The organism is Sphingopyxis sp. P8, assembly GCF_020622175.1.
GTDB lineage: Bacteria > Pseudomonadota > Alphaproteobacteria > Sphingomonadales > Sphingomonadaceae > Sphingopyxis > Sphingopyxis jiangsuensis.
Window position 1 is genome coordinate 234,514 of record NZ_JACNMK010000002.1, and the last position, 16,842, is coordinate 251,355.

At 67.6% G+C, this 16,842-nt stretch carries 11 protein-coding genes; 4 read left to right on the plus strand and 7 right to left on the minus strand.

All coding sequences use genetic code 11. The features are described from left to right. Nucleotides 1-14: 14 nt before the first annotated feature. Nucleotides 15-542, minus strand: coding sequence for a YceD family protein (locus tag H7692_RS09625; protein WP_227340099.1), 528 nt, complete (start codon nt 540-542; stop codon nt 15-17). Then, on the minus strand, nt 539-1,060 hold the full coding sequence (locus H7692_RS09630) for a ubiquinol-cytochrome C chaperone family protein (protein ID WP_222136678.1): 522 nt from the start codon (nt 1,058-1,060) through the stop codon (nt 539-541). The genes H7692_RS09625 and H7692_RS09630 overlap by 4 nt, the downstream gene beginning before the upstream one ends. A gap of 182 nt (nt 1,061-1,242) precedes the next feature. On the opposite strand from H7692_RS09630, the gene H7692_RS09635 reads away from it, so the two are divergent. Further along, nucleotides 1,243-1,725 (plus strand): outer membrane protein assembly factor BamE, encoded by a 483-nt coding sequence (locus H7692_RS09635; protein ID WP_222136680.1) that lies wholly within the window; start codon nt 1,243-1,245, stop codon nt 1,723-1,725. Nucleotides 1,726-1,783: 58 nt separating this feature from the next. Here H7692_RS09635 and H7692_RS09640 read toward each other — a convergent pair whose 3' ends face one another. Further along, nucleotides 1,784-4,048: an NADP-dependent malic enzyme gene (locus tag H7692_RS09640; RefSeq protein ID WP_222136682.1), complete on the minus strand. Its 2,265-nt coding sequence runs from the start codon at nt 4,046-4,048 to the stop codon at nt 1,784-1,786. A gap of 363 nt (nt 4,049-4,411) precedes the next feature. Here H7692_RS09640 and mutS point away from each other — a divergent pair, with 363 nt between their 5' ends. From mutS to H7692_RS09655, 3 genes are all read left to right on the plus strand, one after another. Next, nucleotides 4,412-7,015 carry a DNA mismatch repair protein MutS gene (gene mutS, locus H7692_RS09645; protein WP_227340461.1) on the plus strand — a complete coding sequence of 868 codons (2,604 nt, stop codon included), beginning with the start codon at nt 4,412-4,414 and terminating at the stop codon, nt 7,013-7,015. Beyond that, on the plus strand, nt 7,012-9,768 hold the full coding sequence (locus H7692_RS09650; RefSeq protein ID WP_227340100.1) for a [protein-PII] uridylyltransferase: 2,757 nt from the start codon (nt 7,012-7,014) through the stop codon (nt 9,766-9,768). Before mutS ends, H7692_RS09650 begins: the two co-directional genes overlap by 4 nt. A 105-nt stretch (nt 9,769-9,873) precedes the next feature. Continuing rightward, on the plus strand, nt 9,874-12,129 hold the full coding sequence (locus tag H7692_RS09655; protein ID WP_227340101.1) for a PAS domain S-box protein: 2,256 nt from the start codon (nt 9,874-9,876) through the stop codon (nt 12,127-12,129). Between the two features lie 22 nt (nt 12,130-12,151). On the opposite strand, the gene H7692_RS09660 is transcribed toward H7692_RS09655, so the two are convergent. From H7692_RS09660 to pheS, 4 genes are all read right to left on the minus strand, one after another. Continuing rightward, the gene (locus tag H7692_RS09660) at nt 12,152-12,706 is read right to left on the minus strand and encodes a manganese efflux pump MntP family protein (protein ID WP_227340102.1); all 555 of its coding nucleotides are present in this window, start codon (nt 12,704-12,706) and stop codon (nt 12,152-12,154) included. Nucleotides 12,707-12,825: 119 nt separating this feature from the next. Then, nucleotides 12,826-13,137 (minus strand): DUF1272 domain-containing protein, encoded by a 312-nt coding sequence (locus H7692_RS15175; RefSeq protein WP_201928471.1) that lies wholly within the window; start codon nt 13,135-13,137, stop codon nt 12,826-12,828. 104 nt (nt 13,138-13,241) lie between these two features. Continuing rightward, nucleotides 13,242-15,626 carry a phenylalanine--tRNA ligase subunit beta gene (gene pheT, locus H7692_RS09675; protein ID WP_227340103.1) on the minus strand — a complete coding sequence of 795 codons (2,385 nt, stop codon included), beginning with the start codon at nt 15,624-15,626 and terminating at the stop codon, nt 13,242-13,244. After that, the gene (gene pheS / locus H7692_RS09680) at nt 15,623-16,720 is read right to left on the minus strand and encodes a phenylalanine--tRNA ligase subunit alpha (protein WP_227340104.1); all 1,098 of its coding nucleotides are present in this window, start codon (nt 16,718-16,720) and stop codon (nt 15,623-15,625) included. The genes pheT and pheS overlap by 4 nt, the downstream gene beginning before the upstream one ends. Nucleotides 16,721-16,842 lie beyond the last annotated feature (122 nt).

Here is a 16,842-nt window from a genome sequence, read left to right on the forward strand (position 1 = left end):
CTACGGTCCCGACCCTAGCCGTCCGCCTTGCTGCGCAGCTTGGCCAGCGCGGCGAACGGCCCCGCCTGTTCTTCGCTCAGCACGCCCTTTTCGGCGAGGATGCGGTCGGCGTCCGCATGCCGCGGAAAGGGGTCGAGCGCGAGCGACAGCGTCTGCACCGCCGCTTCGCCCAAATCGATGCGTTCGGCTTCGAGCGGGAGGATATCGCAGTCGTCGCTGCTGATCTCGACCTCGTCATCTTCGCCGGCCCCCGCCGCCACATCGCGCAAATAGCGCAGGTCAAAGGGCTCGCGGATCGTCGCGGGAAGGGGCAGGTCGGTCGCGGCGCAGCGTTGGACCAGTTTGGCAACGACCTCGCCGCGGGCGGCGATCCCGCCCGCCACCGCGCGCACCTCGGCCGACAGCGCGAAATGGCCAAGCTCGACGAGCCCCAGCCGCCGCGCGATGGCGGCGCGCGCGTCGGCGTCGGCCTCGATCGCGACGCTGCGCCCCGGCCCCGCCTCGGCGACGGTGACGATGTGCGAGAATTCGGGCGCGGTCATTCGGGGAGCCTGTCGGCGACGACCAGCGCCTCGACCGGCATCGCCTGCAACGCCGCCCGCAGCTTCGCGGTCGCGGCCATCACATGCGCCAGCGCTTCGGCGTCCGGCTCGACGCCGCGCCACAGGTTGCGCACCAGCGCGGCCTTGAGCGTGTCGGACCCGTCGGGCGCGCGATAGGCGCCGAGCCGCCCGCCGAGCGCGCCGACCATCCGTCCGACCTGCTTGCCGACGACCATGTCGCCAAAGCCGACCTGGCGCATCTGGCCGTCCATGTCGTTGACGAACAATTCGGTGAGTTCGACCCCGGCGAGCGCCTGGTCGGGGGCGTCGTCGATCCGGTGCAGCACCAGCGCGAGGATCAGGCTGATCATGTCGAAACGTCCGTCGAGCGTGTCGGGAACCCCGCCCTCGACGTACCAGTGCGGTGCGCGCGCCGCCGCGACGACGGCGTTCCACAACGGACGGCGCGCCTCGCGCGGGTCGGGGCGCGCCCCGAAAATGCGTGAAATCGAAAACATGGCGCATCGCTTAGGCGCATTCGGCTCGCCCGAAAAGGGGCGTCGGTCAGCTTGGCGCAAGCTTTGCCGCGGCATAAGCCGCTTGTGCCCCTCGGCTGCTTGCGGTTAAGAGGCGCGAAACAGGCGTCGTCGCTTCACCGGCAACCGGTTGCGGAGTGCGCGGACGCAATGGAGATTTTTTGATGCCCAAGATTGCCGCTTCGCTTTCCGGTCCGCGTGCGCGCCTGGTGTTGGCCGGGTTGATCGTGGCGATGACCGTCAGCGGCTGTTCGCAGGTGCGCGGACGGCAGGGCTATGTCGTGGACACGGTGCTTACCGACGCGATCACGCCCGGGGTCGACAATCGCGAATCGGTCGAACGCACGCTCGGCCGCCCGACCTTCGTCGGCCAGTTCAGCGACAATGAATATTTCTATCTCGCGCGCGAAACGCGCCAGCTCGCCTTTGCCAATCCGCGCCCCGTTGCGCAGATGGCGCTGCGCATCCGTTTCGACCCCGCGGGCAATGTCGTGGCGGTCGACCGCACCGGGCTCGATCAGGTGAGCAAGATCAGCCCCGAAGGCGACAAGACGCCGACGCTGGGCCGCGAGCGCAGCTTCTTCGAGGATATCTTCGGCAATATCGGCGCGGTGGGCGCGCCGGGCACGGGCGGACCGCCGCAATAAGCCGGTCCCGCTGCAAAGGATGATCGCGCGGCGGCGCCCGATGGGCGGCCGCCGCTTTTTATTGCGCGATCCCGCCCGCGGCGAGCACGGCGAGCGTGACGAGGTCCGACGCCGGCGACGCCATCGTCGCGACCTGCACCGGCTTTTCCATCCCGATCAGCATCGGCCCGATCACCGCGCCGCCGCCGAGTTCGCGGAGCAGCTTTGCCGACAGGTTCGCCGACTGCAGCCCCGGCATGACAAGGACATTCGCCGGGCCCGAAAGGCGGCAGAAGGGATAATTGGCCATCGCGCGCGGATTGAGCGCGACGTCGGGCGCCATTTCGCCCTCATATTCGAACGACGGCTGGCGCGCGTCGAGGATGCTCACCGCGTCGCGGATGTTGTCGAGCCACGATCCCGGCGGGTTGCCGAAGGTCGAATAGGAGAGAAAGGCGACGCGCGGTTCGTGCCCCATGCGCCGCGCGACCTGCGCGGTGCGCTCGGCGATGTCGGCGAGCATCTCGGACGAGGGGCGCTCGTTGACCGTCGTGTCGGCCATGAAGATCGTGTGATGCTGACCGACGAGCAGATGGATGCCGAACGGCGTCTTGCCCTCGGCATGGTCGATCACGCGCCGCACTTCGCGCATTGTCTGCGAATAGGGACGCGTCGTCCCGGTGATCATCGCATCGCCGAGGCCGAGCTTGAGCATCAGCGAGCCGAAGATGTTGCGGTCGCGGTTGACCATGCGCTCGCAGTCGCGGCGCAGATAGCCGCGGCGCTGGAGCCTTTTATACAGCAGGTCGACCATTTCGGGGACGTGCGGCGAGTTGACGCTGTTGTGGACCTCATAGCTGTCGGGGTCGGCCACCCCCATCGCGCGCAGCTTGTCGTGCAGGCCTTCGCGCCCGACGAGCACGGGGATGCCATAGCCGCCGTCGCGGAACTGGATCGCGGCGCGCAGGACCACCTCCTCTTCGCCTTCGGCAAAGACGACGCGCTTCGGGTTGGCGCGCGCCGCTTCATAGGCGAGCGTGAGCACCGAGGTCGTCGGGTTGAGCCGCCCGCGCAGCTGCGTGCGATAGACGTCGAGATCGTCGATCGGCGCCTGCGCGACGCCGCTCTCCATCGCTGCCTTCGCGACCGCCGCGGGGACGATTTCCATGAGGCGCGGGTCGAAGGGCGAGGGGATGATATATTCGGGGCCAAAGCTCGACGCGCGCCCGCCATAGGCCGCGGCAACCTCTTCGGGCACCTGCTGGCGCGCAAGGTCGGCGATCGCATAGGCGGCGGCAATCTTCATCTCCTCGTTGATCGCGGTCGCATGGACGTCGAGCGCGCCGCGAAAGATGAAGGGGAAGCACAGGACATTGTTGACCTGGTTCGGATAGTCCGACCGCCCCGTCGCGATGATCGCGTCGGGCCGCGCCGCGCGCGCATCGGGGGGCGAGATTTCGGGGTCGGGGTTCGCCATCGCAAAGATGATCGGCGCGGGCGCCATGTCCTTGACCATCTCGGGCTTGAGCGCGCCAGCGGCCGACAGGCCGAGGAAGACGTCGGCGCCCTTCAGCGCCGCGGTCAGGTCGCGCGCCTCGGTCGGCACCGCATGCGCCGACTTCCACTGGTCCATCCCCTCGGTGCGGCCCTGATAGATGGTGCCCTTGCGGTCGCACATGATGACATTTTCGTGCCGCACGCCCATCGCCTTGATCAGCGCGGTGCACGCGATCGCCGCGGCGCCGGCGCCGTTGACGACGACCTTGACGGTGGCCAGGTCGCGCCCGGTCAGGTGGCACGCGTTGATCAGCCCCGCGGCGGTGATGATCGCGGTGCCATGCTGGTCGTCATGGAACACCGGGATGTTCATCTTTTCCTTGAGCGCGGCTTCGATGATGAAGCAGTTCGGCGCGGCAATATCTTCAAGGTTGATGCCGCCAAAGCTCGGCTCGAGCAGCTCGACCGCGTCGATGAACGCCTGCGGGTCTTCGGTCTTGACCTCGAGGTCGATCGAATCGACGTCGGCAAAGCGCTTGAACAGCACCGCCTTGCCTTCCATCACCGGCTTCGACGCGAGCGCGCCGAGGTTGCCGAGCCCGAGGATCGCGGTGCCGTTCGAAATGACGGCGACGAGGTTGCCCTTGGCGGTATATTGATAGGCGGCGGCGGGATCGTCGGCGATCGCCTTCACCGGCACCGCGACGCCGGGCGAATAGGCGAGGGAAAGGTCGCGCTGCGTCGCCATCGGCTTCGACGCGACGATCTCGATTTTCCCGGGGCGCCCATAGCTGTGATAGAGCAGCGCCTCGCGGTCGGAAAATTGCACCTTGTTGCCGCTATCCATTCGTCGTCCTCTCAATAAAGTCACAAGATGCGCGTCCGTCCTTTCCCCTAGCGCCGCCATGCGAAAATGTAACCGGCAATGTTTGCGCGCTGGTCGGGGAGGGGGATTGGACGGCGAGGGGGCTTGCGGCCTTGGGTCCTGACCCTAAGGCCACCTTCCTTTCATCGGTCATTCCGGACTCGATCCGGGATGACGGAACAGGAAAGGTCCGCTCCCCGCTCCATACCGGCCATTCCGCCCGCATTTCCCCTCCGACCTTGCCATGCCGCGCCCAGTCACTAAGCAGGGCGCATGCCCGCCACCGCCCGCAAAGCCGCCGACAGCAACGCCGCCCCTGCCGCTCCCCCCGCCGCAGCGACGCCGATGATGGCGCAATATTGGGCGCTCAAGGCGCGCGCGGGCGATTGCCTGCTCTTTTATCGGATGGGCGATTTTTTCGAGCTGTTCTTCGACGATGCCAAGGCGGCCGCGGCGACGCTCGACATCGCGCTGACGTCGCGCGGCGAACATGACGGACAGCCGGTGCCGATGTGCGGCGTTCCCGTGCATTCGGCCGAATCCTATCTCGCGCGGCTGATCAAGGCGGGGCACCGCGTCGCGATTGCAGAACAGGTCGAAACCCCGGCAGAGGCGAAGGCGCGCGGCGGGTCGAAGGCGCTCGTCGCGCGCGACATCGTGCGCTTCGTCACCGCGGGCACGCTGACCGAAGAGGCGCTGCTCGAAGGGCGCAGCGCGAACCGCCTTGCCGCGATTGCCGCCGTCGGCAGCGAGGAGGAGGTGGCGATCGCCGCCGCCGATATTTCGACCGGGCGGTTCGAGGTGGTCGCGGTGGCGCGCGCGCAGGTCGACGCCGAACTCGCGCGCCTCGCGCCGTCCGAACTGTTGCTCAGCGAGGCGGCCGACGAAGCGCCCGCAGCGGGCGTGCGCCAGATCGTGCGCCGTCCGGCCGCCGATTTTTCGAGCGGCGCGGGGCAGAAACGGCTCGAGGCGCTGTTCGGCGTCCAGACGCTCGACGGGTTCGGCCAGTTCGGCCGCAGCGAACTCGCCGCGATGGGCGCGATCGCCGCCTATCTCGACCATGTCGGGACCGGCGGCGCGACCTTCCTCCAGCCGCCGCTGCGCGTCGCGGCGTCGGACCGGATGGCGATCGACGCGGCGACGCGCGAAAGCCTCGAAATCGTCCGCACGATGGCGGGAACGCGCGAGGGCAGCCTGCTCGGGACGATCGACCGCACCGTCACCGCCGCGGGCGCGCGGCTGCTCGCCGACGATCTCGCGAGCCCGCTCACCGACCGCGCGGCGATCCTCGACCGGCTCGACCTCGTCGACGCGCTCGCGCGCGATGCACTGTGGCGCGGCGAGCTGCGCGCCGCGCTGCGCGCGCTTCCCGATGCCGGGCGCGCGCTCGGGCGGCTCGTTGCGGGACGCGGCGGGCCGCGCGATCTTGCGCAGCTGCGCGATGCGCTGGGCGGCGCGCGGTTGCTGCGCGAGCGGCTGGCGCAGCGCGCCGACCTGCCGCCGTTGCTCGCGCGGCTGCTGCCGGGGCTCGACGGCCATGGCGCGCTCGTCGACGAACTCGGCCGCGCGCTCGTTGAAACGCCCCCTGTCGATGCCGCGCAGGGCGGCTATATCGCCGAGGGCTATGACGCCGCGCTCGACGCGCTGCGCGAAACCGCGCGCGACGGGCGCAAGGCGATCGCCGCGCTCGAGGCGCAGTATCGCGAGCGCACGGGCATCGCCGCGCTCAAGATCCGCCACAATGGCGTGCTCGGCTATCATGTCGAGGTGCCCGCGAAGCACGCCGACGCGCTGATGGCGCCCGAATCGGGCTTCACCCACCGCCAGACGCTCGCGGGCGCGGTGCGCTTCAACTCGGCCGACCTGCACGAAGCCGCGAGCCGCGTGACGCAGGCGGGCGTCCACGCGCTCGCCGCCGAGGCCGCGCATCTCGAGGCGCTCACCGAAGCGGCCACCCGCCGCCGCGAAGCGATCGCCGCCAGCTGCGACGTGCTCGCGCGCATCGACGTCGCCGCGGCGCTCGCCGACCATGCGATGAGCCACAATTGGTGCCGCCCCGACCTCGCCGACGAGCCGTGCCTCGATGTGACCGGCGGGCGTCACCCGGTGGTCGAGGCGGCGTTGGCGAAGGCGGGCGAACGGTTCGTCCCCAACGATGTGTCGCTGTCGGAGGCCGACCGGCTGTGGCTCGTCACCGGGCCGAACATGGGCGGCAAATCGACCTTCCTGCGCCAGAATGCGCTGATCGTCCTGCTCGCGCAGGCGGGCGCCTTCGTGCCTGCGGCTTCGGCGAGGCTCGGGCTCGTCGACCGGCTGTTCAGCCGCGTCGGCGCGAGCGACAATCTCGCGCGCGGGCGTTCGACCTTCATGGTCGAAATGGTCGAAACCGCGGCGATCCTCGCGCAGGCGACGCCGCAAAGCTTTGTCATCCTCGACGAGGTCGGGCGCGGCACCTCGACCTACGACGGGCTCGCGCTCGCCTGGTCGGTGGTCGAGGCGGTGCACGAGGTCAACCGCTGCCGCTGCCTCTTCGCGACCCATTATCACGAGCTGACGCGGCTCGCCGAAAGTCTCGGCGCGCTGTCGCTCCACCATGTCCGCGCGCGCGAGTGGAAGGGCGATCTCGTGCTGCTCCACGAACTTGCCGAGGGGCCGGCCGACCGCAGCTATGGCCTTGCCGTCGCGCGGCTTGCGGGGGTGCCCCCCACGGTGGTCAGGCGCGCCGAGGCGGTGCTTGCCAAGCTCGAGGCGGGGCGCGAGAGGACCGGCGGGCTCGCCGCGGGACTCGACGATTTGCCGCTGTTCGCCGCGACGCTCGCCGAGGCGCCAGAGGCCGTGCGCGACGCGCTGCGCGACGCGCTCGCCGGAATCGACCCCGACGCGCTCGCGCCGCGCGAGGCATTGGAGGCGCTCTACCGGCTCAAGCAGATTGCGGCGGACGAGATATGAGCGACCTGTTCGACAAGCTGCCGCAGCGGCGCGCGATAATCGACCGGCGCAAGCTGGGCGAACAGCTCGCTGCGATTGCGGCCGAGACGAACGACACGGGCCAGCGCCGCCGCGCGATGGTCGCGCTGCTCAAGGAAGCGCTCGACGCCGGGCACAGCGAAATCGCGCATCGCCTGCTCGAGGCGCCGTCGCACGGGCGGCTGGCTGCGCAGGCCACGGCCTTCCTGATCGACCAGATCGTGCGCCTCAGCCATGATTTCACCGTCGACCATCTTTATCCCTCGGGCAACCGTTCGGCGGGCGAGCGGATCACGGTGATCGCGGTCGGCGGCTATGGCCGCGGCGAAATGGCGCCGCACAGCGACGTCGACATCGGCTTCCTCACGCCGTTCAAGCAGACGAGCTGGACCGAACAGGTGATCGAGGCGCAGCTTTATACGCTGTGGGACCTCGGGCTGAAGGTCGGCCATTCGTCGCGCTCGCTCGAGGAGATGATTCGCGCGGCGAAGGAGGATCTGACGGTCCGCACCGCACTGCTCGAAGGGCGTTTCGTCTGGGGCGACCGCGACCTTTACGATCAGGCGGCGGCGCGCTTCGATGCCGAGGTCGTCGCGGGCAATGCGCGCGCCTTCGTTGCCGACAAGCTCGCCGAGCGCGACGAGCGGCACAAGAAGATGGGCGATTCGCGCTATGTCGTCGAACCCAATGTGAAGGAAGGGAAGGGGGGGCTGCGCGACCTTCACACGCTCTTCTGGATCGGCAAGTTCATCCACCGCGTCCGCACCGTTCCCGAGCTGGTCGACGCGGGGCTGCTCACCGCGCGCGAGCTGCGCCAGTTCGCGCGCGCCGAAAATTTCCTGCTCGCGGTGCGCTGCCATCTCCACACCCTCGCCGGGCGCGCCGAGGACCGGCTGACCTTCGACTTCCAGCGCGAGATTGCCGCGCGGATGCAGTTTGCCGAGCGGCCGGGGAAAAGCGCGGTCGAGCGCTTCATGCAGCTCTATTTCCTCCACGCCAAAAGCGTCGGCGACCTGACGGGCACCTTCCTCGCGCACCTCGACGACCAGCTCGCGGCGCGCGGGCGGCGGTTCCTGCCGTCGATCCGCCGCCGCCCCGGCAAGCTCAACGGCTTCGTGCTCGACCGCGGGCGGCTCGCGCTCCCGTCCGACGATTTTTTCGAGGCCGACCCGGTGCGGCTGATCGAGATTTTCGCGCTCGCCGACAAATATGGGCTCGAAATCCACCCGCAGGCGATGCGCCAGGCGCGCCACGATGCAAAGCTCATCGAGACGCAGGGGGTGCGCCGCGACGCGCGCGCCAATGCGCTCTTCCTCGACGTGCTCACCAGCCCGCGCGACCCCGAAACGGTGCTGCGCTGGATGAACGAGGCGGGAATCTTCGGCCGCTTCGTGCCCGACTTCGGCCGCGTCGTCGCGCAGATGCAGTTCGACATGTATCATCATTATACGGTCGACGAACATACGATCCGCGCGATCGGCCTGCTCGCCGATATCGAGCAGAACCGGCTCAAGGGCGATCACCCGCTGTCGACCGCGATCATGCAGCAGATTCATTCGCGGCGCGTCATCTATATGGCGGTGCTGCTCCACGACATTGCGAAGGGGCGCGGCGGCGATCACAGCATCTTGGGGGCCGAGCTCGCACTGCGCGTCTGCCCGCGCCTCGGACTGACCGCGGCCGAGACCGAGACGGTGTCGTGGCTCGTGCGCTACCACCTGCTGATGTCGGCGACCGCGTTCAAGCGCGACCTTGCCGATTTCAAGACGATCCTCGACTTCGCGCAGGTCGTGCAAAGCCCCGAGCGCCTCCGCCTGCTCCTCGTCCTCACCGTCGTCGACATCCGCGCGGTCGGGCCCGGCGTGTGGAACAGCTGGAAGCGCCAGCTGCTCACCGAGCTTTACGACGCCGCCGAAGAGGTGCTGCGCCTCGGCCACAAGCAGCGCGGGCGTGAACAGCGCATCGCGAACAAGAAGGAGGATGCGCAGGCGCTGCTCGGCATGGGCGACAAGGATTTCGCGAAGCTCGCGAAACGCCTTCCCGAAAGCTATTGGATCGCCGAGCCGGTCGAGGTCATCGCCGCGAACCTCGTCCACATCCAGAAGGCGGGCAGCGCGCCGCTCCATATCGCGGCGGTGCCCGACGACGACCGCGGCGCGACGCTCGTGATGGTGCTCGCCGCCGACCATCCGGGGCTTTTCTATCGCATCGCGGGGGGCATCCATCTCGCCGGCGGCAACATCATCGATGCGCGCATCCACACGACGCGCGACGGGCTCGCGCTCGACAATTTCCTTGTCCAGGACCCGCTCGGCCGCCCCTTTGACGAGGCCGACCAGATCGCCCGGCTCACCCGCGCGATCGAGGATGCGCTCGCCAACCGCCAGAAACTGCTGCCGAAACTCGAAGCGCGCGCATTGCCCCGCGCCCGCGCCGAAGCCTTTCGCGTCGCGCCGAACGTGTTCGTCGACAACAAGGCGTCGAACCGGTTCACGGTGATCGAGGTCAACGCGCAGGACCGCCCCGCGCTGCTCAACCAGCTCGCGCATGCGCTCTTCCAGTCGAAGGTCACCGTCCACAGCGCGCATGTCGCGACCTATGGCGAGCGCGCGGTCGACACCTTCTATGTCACCGACCTGCTCGGCGGGAAAATCGACAGCGCGGCGCGCGTGAAGTCCCTGGAAAAGCGCCTGCTCGATGCCGCGGGGGCCGACGAAGAAGTTGAGGTGGCCTGAAACCTTTTCGTCCGCTCGTCGTTCCCTTTGTTTCCGCCCTTTGAAGGCGGAGAGGGCTCGTCGGACCGCACGGACTGACGCGCTGCGTTCGGGAGGGCGCGAATTATGGGGCAGATGTCGCTGACGCCGCAGGGCAAGGAATCGCACTTCGGGCTGGTGTATCAAATGCTCGCCGGCTGCTCCAAGGTCGTCGGCGAGGCCTTTTTCCCCATGATGGTCGAGGCGCTTGCCCATTCGCTGTCGGTTCGCTGGGTCTTTATGTGCGTCCTGACGCCGGGCGACCCCGACCGCGCCGCAACGCTTGCGGCGTGGGACAATGGGCCGACCGACAATTTCGAATATGATCTCCGGCATTCGCCGTGCGCCGATATTGTGACCCAGGGCGCCTGTTGCTTCCCGGACAATATCACCAGCCTGTTCCCCCGCGACGATCTGCTCAAGGAAATGGGGGCGACAAGTTATGTCGGCACCCCGCTTCGCTCGTCGTCGGGGCAGATTCTGGGGTTGCTGGCGGCGCTCGACGAAAAGCCGATCCTCCATGGCGATCGGGCTGCGGAGATATTGGAGCTTTTCTCGGGGCGCGCCGCCGCCGAGCTGGAGCGGCTGATGACGTCATCGATCAACGAACGATTGGGGCGGATCGTTGAAGATTCGGTCAGCGAAGTTTTTATTTTCAATGGCGATACCTGTCGCTTCGAACTGGTCAACCGCGGCGCGCGCGAAAATCTCGGCTATTCGATGGACGAGCTGCGATTGCTGACGCCATGGGATATCAAGCCCGATTTCACCCGCGACGAATTCCTGGCTTTCGTTGCCCCCCTGCGCCGGGGAGAGGTGCCGAACCTGCTGTTCGAGACCGCCCATCGTCGCAAGGACGGGTCGCTCTATGACGTGGCCGTGCAGCTCCAATATTTTGCCGGCGTCGAAAATCTCTTCTACGCATCGATCACCGACATCACCGACCGGCGTCGCGCCGAACAGGCGCGCGCGCATCTTGCGGCCATCGTCGCGTCGTCGAACGAAGCCATTATTTCGACCGCGCTGGACGGCACCGTGCGCAGCTGGAACAAGGGCGCCGAAAAAATCTACGGCTATGCCGCCGACGAAATGATGGGCCGCTCGGTGACATGCCTGATCCCGGCCGACCGGAAAGACGAAGAGGACAGGATTCTTGCCCGCATCAGCAAGGGTGAGATGGTCAGCAATTACGAAACGGTTCGCGTCTGCCGGGACGGACGGCACGTCGACGTTTCCGTCAATGTGTCCCCCATATACAACACGTCGGGCGAAATTGTCGGCGCATCGAAAATAGCGCACGACGTTGGCGAGCGGAAACGCGCCGAAGCGCGCGAGCGCCTGTTGATGGGCGAGGTCAATCATCGCGCCAAGAATATGCTGGCGCTCGTTCAGGTCATTGCACGGCAGACCGTCGCGAGCGATCCGACGACATTCCTGGAGCGGTTTGACGAGCGTATCCAGGCGCTGGCGGCCAGTCACGACGTGTTGTTGCAGAGCGGGTGGCAGGATGTTCCGATTCACGAACTGGTCCGGTCGCAGCTCGCATATTTCGGCGCGGATTTCGGCCAGCGCATTCGCCTTTCGGGTCCGGATCTGCGCCTTCGCGCGGCTGCGGCGCAGGCATTCGGAATGGCGCTTCACGAACTGGCGACCAATGCGGCGAAATATGGCGCGCTGTCGAACGACGATGGGGCCGTCGACATCAGCTGGCAGATCGTCGGCGACGATGCCGCGGACCCTGTTTTCGAACTGGCGTGGACCGAATGCGGCGGCCCGCCGGTCGCCGCGCCCGACCGACGGGGTTTTGGATCGACGGTGATCGAGCGGATCCTGAAACTCAGTATCGACGGTGAAGTCGACCTCGACTACGCGCCGACCGGCCTCGTGTGCCGTGCACGATGTCCCGCGCGTAAAGTGCTCGAAAAGCATGAATCGGGCACCAGTCTCCAGAAGGGGAAAGCGGCGAATGACGCGGCGCCCGGCCTGCGCGGACGACGCGTTCTTGTCGTCGAAGACGAGGTGCTTATCGCTGTCGAGGTCGCCGAATTTCTGAAGGATGCGGGGTTCGAGATTTTGGGTCCGGTCGGTTCGGTCAAGCAGGCCATCGAACTGCTCGACGCCGAGGCCTGCGATGTCGGTGTGCTCGATATCAATCTGGGCGGAGAGACGTCGGAACCGATTGCCGAATGGCTCGGGCGCAACGGGACCCCGTTTCTGACGCTATCGAGTTACGGGGTGAACGATCGCTCGCCGGTATTTGCCAATTCGCCGCATCTCGACAAGCCGTTGCGACCGGCAATGCTGGTGAAGGAACTCGAAGCGATACTCGCCCCTGCGGAGTGACGGGGGCAGCCGGACCTTCCCGCTATCGTGCCAGATGCTCGACCAGAATCTTTGTGCCCAGCCCGATCAGAATGACGCCCCCCGCCAGCTCGGCCCATTTCCCCAACCGTTCCGATGCCCGCATGCCGCCGACATAGGCAAAGGCACAGAGCAGCGCGGTTACGCCGCCGATCGTCAGGCACGACAGCGCAACCGGCGCATCGAGCAGGGGCAGGGCGATGCCGGCGGCCGCCGCATCGATGCTTGTCGCCACGGCCGCGATAGCGAGGCCCGCATAATGCGACCGCGCTTTCGATCCGGCGGCATCGTCGTCCGCCCCCAGGGCCTCATGGATCATCCGCCCGCCGAGGAGGGCGAGCAGCGAAAAGGCAACCCAATGGCCGATCGCGGCGATCTGGTCGGCAAAGGCGGTGCCGAGCGCCCATCCGGCGAGCGGCATGACACCCTGCGCGATGCCAAAGAAAAGGCCGACCTCGATCGCGCCCCACGGGCGATGCTCGCCGACCGAGCCGCGCACCAGCGCGACCGCGACCGCATCCATCGCGAGCCCGACGGCGAGGATCAGGATCTCGGTCAAGGTCGGATTGTCGACCTAGCCGCGCAGCACGGCGCCGACCTTGCCAGCCGCGCCGACGACCTTGTCGGCAATCGCCGCCTTGTCGGCGCCGCGCACCGCGCGCATCAGGTCGGCGGCGCTCATCGCTGCTCGGGCGGAATGTCGCGCAAGCGGAGCGAATGCGCCCGAATATTCTCGGCGTCATAACTCACCTTGCGACGCTGCGTCGACGGAGGCTGGTGGACGCGCGACACGCCGGGGCGCCATTCGTTCGCGGGGCGAATCGGCCGCGGCACGAATCCGCCCCCGCAATTCGGGCAGACATTGAGCAAGATATTATCGACGCAATCGGCGCAGAATGTGCACTCATAGGTGCAAATACGCGCGTCCAAAGCATCGATCGGCAAATCGCGATCACAAAATTCGCAATTCGGGCGAAGCTCGAGCGCCATTTTTCCTCCCTGACAAAGCGCATTCGGGAAACCTCGCGTTGCCTGTCACGCCGCCTTTGTCCAGTCGCCTTCGACAAACAACGGGGCTTCCAGCGGCCCTGACCCTAACCGCGCAAAATCGCCCCAACCTTTGCCGCCCCCGCGACGACCTTGTCGGCAATCGCCTTCAGCTCGGCGTCGGTAAAGCTCTTGTCCAGCGGTTGCAGTTCGACCTCGACCGCCAGGCTCACCTGCCCTTCGGGCACGCCCTGTCCGGCAAAGCGATCGAACAGCCGCGCGTCGGTGATTGCCGCCTTGTCGGCGCCGCGCACCGCGCGCACCAGGTCGGCGGCGCTCAGCGTCGCGGGCGCAAGGAAGGCGAAGTCGCGGCGCACCGATTGCAGCGCGGGCGGGGTAAAGGCCGCGCGCGCGGGGCCGCTCGCGCGCTTCGCCGGGATCGCATCGAGGAAGATCTGCAGCGCGATCACCGGCCCGTCGACGTCGAAATGGCGCGTCAGCGCGGGGTGGAGCGCGCCGAACTCGGCGAGCACCGCCTTGGGGCCGAGGCGCAGCGTCGCCGACTGGCCGGGGTGCCAGATGCCCGCTTCGGCGACGGCCTCCATCACCTGCAATCGGTCGGCGGGCGCGCCCGCCGCGTCGAGCAATGCGAGCGCCGCGGCCTTGGCGTCGAAGGCGTCGAAGGGCGCCGCCTTGCCCGCCTGCCATCCGCGTGCGCGCTTGTCGCCCGCCATCAGCAGCGCGAGCGTCGGATGCTCGGCATCGGCCAGATAGCGCCGCCCGATCTCGAACAGGCGGATGCTCTCCGCGCCGCGATTCTGGTTGCGCGCCGCCGCCGACAACAATCCGGGCAGCAGCGAGGGGCGCATGACCTTCAAATCTTCGCTGATCGGGTTGGCAAGGCTCCACGCGCCGCCGCCGAAGGGCGCGGCTTCGCGTTCGGACACGAAGCTCCACGTCACCGCCTCGTGAAAGCCCGCCGCCGCCGCGGCGCGGCGCAGGCGGCGTTCGAGAAGCTGGTCGGCGGTCGCGGTCGGCTTGGCGACGCCCTCGTCGCGCGGGAGTGCGACCGATTCGACCGCGTCGAAGCCGGTAATGCGCGTGACCTCTTCGACGATGTCGGGCGCACCGTCGACGTCGCGGCGCCAGCTTGGCACCGCAATCTTCCAAGGGTTCCCTTCGGTGACGCCGAAGCCGAGCGCCTCGAGAATCGCCTTCTGCCGTTCGGGATCGATCGCGATACCGCCGAGCGTCGCCGACAGCGCGGGGTCATAGTCGACCGTCTTGGCTTCGACCGGCGGTGCGCCGGAGCGGGTCATCGCCGACGGCGTGCCGCCGCAGATGTCGAGGACATATTGGGTGACGATCGCGGTGCCGTCGTCGAGGAAGGCGGGATCGACGCCGCGCTCGAAGCGCGTGCGCGCGTCGCTCGTCAGGCCGAGCGCCTGTCCGGTCAGCGCGATGCGCTCGGGGGTGAAATAGGCGATTTCAACAAGGACGTCGGTCGTGTCCTCGCTGCACCCCGAATGTTCGCCGCCCATGATTCCGGCGATGTCGTGGACCTCGCGCTCGTCGGCGATCACCGTCATCGTATCGGTCAGCGCATATTGCTTGCCGTTGAGCGCCGTGGCGGTCTCGCCGTCGCGCGCGCGGCGCGCGACGAGCGCGCCGTGGAGCTTGGCACGGTCATAGATGTGGCTCGGGCGGCCGAGGTCGAACATCACATAATTGCTGATGTCGACGAGCGCCGAGATCGACCGCTGGCCGATCGCTTCGAGGCGGCGGCGCATCCATTCGGGCGTCGCGACCTTGTTGTCGACGCCCGCGATGGTCCGGCCATAGAAGGCCGGGCAGGCATCGGGCTCATCGGTACCGAATTCGGTCGCCGGGGCGCCCTGGCTCTCGATCACCGGAACGGTCAGCGGCTTCAGCGTGCCGAGCCCTGCGGCGGCCAGGTCGCGCGCGATGCCGCGCACGCCCATGCAATCCTGCCGGTTCGGGGTGATCGCTATGTCGATCACCGGGTCGTTGGCTTGCTGATAGTCGGCGAAGGGCGTGCCCACCGGCGCATCCTCGGGCAGCTCGATGATCCCGTCATGGTCGTCGCCGAGTTCGAGTTCGCGCGACGAGCACATCATGCCGTTCGATTCGACGCCGCGCACCGCCGCGACCTTCAGCTCCATGCCGTTCGCGGGCACCACCGCGCCGGGCAGCCCGAGCACGCCGACAAGGCCCGCGCGCGCGTTGGGCGCGCCGCACACGACGGTCAGCGGCACGCCGTCGCCGCTGTCGACGGTGAGCAGTTGCAGCTTGTCGGCCTGCGGATGCCTTTCGGCGGTCAGCACCTTGGCGACGCGAAAACCGGCGAGCTTTTCGGCCGGATTCTCGACGCCTTCGACCTCATGGCCGATGCGGTTGAGCGTGGCGACGACGTCCGCGACGGTGAAATCGCCGTCGAGATGGTCGCGAAGCCAGTCGAGGGTGATCTTCATGCCGAAATCCCCCCGCTCAGCGTCGGGACATTCAGCGCGCTGAATCCGTAGTGCGCGAGCCAACGCAGGTCGCCGTCGAAGAAGGCGCGCAAATCGTCCATCCCATATTTCAGCATCGCGAGCCGGTCGACCCCCACCCCGAAGGCAAAGCCCTGCCATTCGTCGGGGTCGAGCCCGCAATTGGCGATGACGCGGCGATTGACCATCCCGCTGCCGAGCAGCTCCATCCACGCATGGCCCTCATCGTCGCCATGCCCGCCGACGATGCGGCGGCCCTTTTCCTGTCTATAGCCAACATCGACCTCGGCCGAGGGTTCGGTGAAGGGGAAATAGCTGGGGCGCAGCCGCAGCACGATGTCGTCGGTCTCGAAATAGGCCTTGAGGAAGGTCTCGAGCGTGTATTTGAGGTGGCCCATGTGGATGCCGCGGTCGATGACGAGACCTTCGACCTGGTGAAACATCGGCGTGTGCGTCGCGTCGCTATCGCTGCGATAGACGCGACCCGGCGCTATGATCCTGATCGGAGGCGCTTTTTCCATCATCGTCCGGATCTGCACCGGCGACGTATGCGTCCGCAGCAACATCCGCTGCGCGGCACCTTCGCCAACTTCCGGAAAATAAAAAGTATCATGCATCGCCCGCGCCGGATGCGTCTCGGGAATGTTGAGCGCGGTGAAATTATGCCAGTCGTCCTCGATCTCCGGCCCTGTTGCGACCGCAAACCCCATGTCGGCAAAGATTTCGGCAAGCTCGTCCATCACCTGGCTCACCGGATGGACACTCCCCTTCGGTGCCGCGTCGGCGGGCAGCGTCATGTCGAGCGTTGCGCCCGCCAGCTTGGCGTCGAGCGCCGCGCTTTCGAGCGCTGCCTTGCGCGCGGCGATCGCGGCGGTGACCGCCTCGCGGAGCCCGTGGATCAGCGGCCCCTGTGCCTGGCGTTCGTCGGGGGTCATGCCGCCGAGCGATTTGAGGAGCGCGGTCACGCTGCCCGCCTTGCCGAGTGCCGCGACGCGCAGCGCCTCGATCGCCTCGAGATTCTCCGTCGCCGCAATCTCTTCCACCAGCCCGGCCTGCATCGCCGCGATATCGCTCATCGTCGTTCGTCCTGCGGCGGTGACGGGCGCATTGCGCGCCACCGCATTGTTCCAATCCGCTAGTCGGGCTGTCCGCGGCGGGAAGTCCGCCTCGCCCGCCGCCGCTTGCACCGGATGGGGCG

Coding starts and splice junctions, on each gene's coding strand:
- H7692_RS09640 (WP_222136682.1), bottom strand. CDS start 4,048: ATGGATAGCGGCAACAAGGTGCAATTTTCCGACCGCGAGGCGCTGCTC.
- H7692_RS09635 (WP_222136680.1), top strand. CDS start 1,243: ATGCCCAAGATTGCCGCTTCGCTTTCCGGTCCGCGTGCGCGCCTGGTG.
- pheT (WP_227340103.1), bottom strand. CDS start 15,626: ATGAAGATCACCCTCGACTGGCTTCGCGACCATCTCGACGGCGATTTC.
- H7692_RS09650 (WP_227340100.1), top strand. CDS start 7,012: ATGAGCGACCTGTTCGACAAGCTGCCGCAGCGGCGCGCGATAATCGAC.
- pheS (WP_227340104.1), bottom strand. CDS start 16,720: ATGAGCGATATCGCGGCGATGCAGGCCGGGCTGGTGGAAGAGATTGCG.
- H7692_RS09655 (WP_227340101.1), top strand. CDS start 9,874: ATGGGGCAGATGTCGCTGACGCCGCAGGGCAAGGAATCGCACTTCGGG.
- H7692_RS09630 (WP_222136678.1), bottom strand. CDS start 1,060: ATGTTTTCGATTTCACGCATTTTCGGGGCGCGCCCCGACCCGCGCGAG.
- H7692_RS09625 (WP_227340099.1), bottom strand. CDS start 542: ATGACCGCGCCCGAATTCTCGCACATCGTCACCGTCGCCGAGGCGGGG.
- H7692_RS15175 (WP_201928471.1), bottom strand. CDS start 13,137: ATGGCGCTCGAGCTTCGCCCGAATTGCGAATTTTGTGATCGCGATTTG.
- mutS (WP_227340461.1), top strand. CDS start 4,412: ATGATGGCGCAATATTGGGCGCTCAAGGCGCGCGCGGGCGATTGCCTG.